Source organism: Microbacterium sp. HJ5 (genome assembly GCF_054824025.1).
Genome location: NZ_JSYE01000050.1, coordinates 1 through 2663 on the forward strand (window position 1 = coordinate 1; position 2663 = coordinate 2663).

At 72.5% G+C, this 2663-nt stretch carries 1 protein-coding gene; it reads right to left on the minus strand.

Annotation, left to right across the window (positions count from 1 at the left end; translation table 11 throughout):
* Window positions 1–53: 53 nt before the first annotated feature.
* Window positions 54–2663, minus strand: a 2610-nt coding sequence (locus tag OB08_RS16125) for a DUF4062 domain-containing protein (RefSeq protein ID WP_461476525.1), incomplete at its 5' end; no start/stop codon positions are given.

Here is a 2663-nt window from a genome sequence, read left to right on the forward strand (position 1 = left end):
CACCCGGATCCGCTGATCGGGCGTGCGGATGATCGGATGCTGCGGGTGGACGTTCACCATCGGAGGAGCGCCTCTCTCGCCGGGGCGTCGACGTCGGGCAGGGCGAGGCGGATGGCCTCCGCGGGACTCATCTCGGCGCCGGCCCGCTCGCCCTCGGCCACGCCCTCGGGGTCGCGCTCGCGCAAGGCCGCAAGAGGCGCGACGTGCACCGCGAACCCCTCGACGTCGAACATGCCGGTCGTCCGGCGCAGCTCCTGTGTCACCGCGGCGAACACCCCGGCCCGCCACGCGTCGCCGCGGACGGCGGCGATCGCGCACATGCCCTCGAGTCCGTACGCCGCGCCCTCGACGAAGCGCAGCCGCGCGGACATGTCGAGGGTGAGGAAGTACTCCTGCTCGGCCGTCTCGATCTCGCCCAGCATGAAGAAGATGCGCGCGCGGTTGTTGCCGGCGACGGCGCGCGTGAAGATGTCCTGCTCCGCCTCGGCGATCTCGGCCGATCGGTCGAAGTGGGCGCGGGCGTCGGGGATGGAGCCCATCCCCACCGAGATGAAGCCCAGGCCGATCTCGGCCAGCGCCTCGCCCCAGCCGTCGCCGAGGGCGCGCAGCATCGTCACCGCCTGCATGAGCTCGGCCGCGGCGGTCGCCCCGTCGGCGTCGGGGAACTGCAGGCGCGTCGTGCCGCGAGCGGCGAGTGCCATCGCGGCCGCGTCCTCGTCGCCGCCGGCGGTGAACAGCCGCACGCACTCGCCGAGGTCGGCCACGACCTGATCGCTCGGGCGCTGCCACATCTCGCCCCACACCGAGTAGAACAGCGCGATCGCGCGCGTGCGGTCGCCGAGCGGCTCGTCGGCCGCGAGAAGCTCGAGCATCCACAGCCGGACCTCGGCGAACAGGCTGGAGATCCACCAGTAGGGGAGGAGCAGCCAGGCGAAGTCGGCGACGTCGTCGTAACGGCCGGCCTGCACGAGGTGCCGCGCCGCGGCCCGGAGGTTCGGCACCTCGCTGCGCAGCTCCGTGACCGCGTCGGCCTGGCCGGGGCCGCGCAGATCCGGGGCGATGCGGCGCACGAGACCGTAGTAGTACTGGGCGTGGGCGAGGCGCAGCCGGTCGGCCTCGTCGCGGTCCTCGAGCCGCTGGAGCGCGTACTCGCGGACGGTGGCGAGCAGCGAGAACGCCGATCGCCCGGCGCTGTCGACCTGCTTGACCAGTGACGCGTCGATGAGCGCGGCGAGCGTCTCGATCGGGCTGTCGCCCCACGAGCGGCCGGCGGCGAGCGCCTCGACGGCCTCGAGCGAGAACCGCGCGGCGAAGACGCCCAGCCCGTCGAGCATGTCGCGCTGCTCGGGCGAGAGCAGGCTCACGCTCCAGTCGATCGTGGTGCGCATCGTGCGGTGACGCTCGGGCAGGTCGCGCGCCGCCGATGAGAGCAGCGGCAGCGTGCGCTCGAGGCGCTGCGCGACGTCGTGCGCGGTGAGGATCCGCAGCTTCGCGGCGGCCAGCTCGATCGCCAGTGGGAGGCCCTCGAGCCGACGGCAGATGTCGATGACGTCGCGCGCGTTGTCGGGCGCGAGGACGAAATCGGGCTTGGCGGCCTGCGCGCGCTCCGCGAACAGCCGGCATGCGGGCGAGGCGAGAGCGCGTTCGAGCGTGGCCGGCGCCGCCTCGTCGGGCGAGGACAGCGCGTCGACCTCGAAGACCTGCTCGCCGCGGATCCGCAGCACGGTGCGGCTCGTGACGAGGAAGACCGCACGGGGCGCCAGGGTGTACAGCTGCACCAGGACGGGCGCCTCCTCCACGATCTGCTCGAAGTTGTCGAGCACGACCAGCACCCGCCGGTCGCCGATCGCACGGGCGATCCGCTCCTCGAGCGATCCACCGCCCGTGTCGCGCACGCCGAGGATGTAGGCGATCGTCGGCAGCAGCAGATTCGCTTCGAGCACCCCCTCGAGCGGCACGAAGTACACGCCGTCGGGGAACAGGTCGGCGTTCGCGTGCGCGGCTTCGATCGCGAGGCGCGACTTGCCGATGCCGCCGGGGCCGATGAGGCTCAGCACGCGATGCTCGCCCGCCGAGAGCATCGCCCGCAGCTCGGCCAGCTCGCCCTCGCGACCGATCGTCTGGGTGTACGGCACCGGCACGCGGGCGCGCAGCGACTCGGCGTCGGACTCGTCCGACACGGGCGGCGACCCGCCGCCGCCGCGCGATTGATCGAACCGCTCCGCCAGCAGCATCGCCAGATCTCCGGCCACCTGCTCCTCCAGCCCCGCGGCGTCCTCGAAGTGGAGATAGGCGGCGGTGTCGTCGGCTTGGATGCGGGCGATGAGCTCCTGGAGGCGTTCGTCGCGGGTGTCGGCGGTCTTGATGTAGATGAGTTTGGGCATGCCGCGGGGGGCGAGGTTGTATTCGTCTTCGAGGCCGGAGATCTCTTCGTCGGGGGCGACCCAGCCGTAGCTGGATCCGTAGATGCCGACGAAGACGTCGCTCTGGGCGAGGTAGGAGCGGTACAGCTCGCGGGGCGGGTGGGGGCGGGCGCCGAGTTCGAACATGACGGGGGCCAGGCGCATGCGTTCGATGGCGGCGCGCACGGCGCGTCGCTCGTCGGCGAGCTCGCGCAGGGTCGAGCTCACGAACACCCGGATCCGCTGATCGGGCGTGCGGAT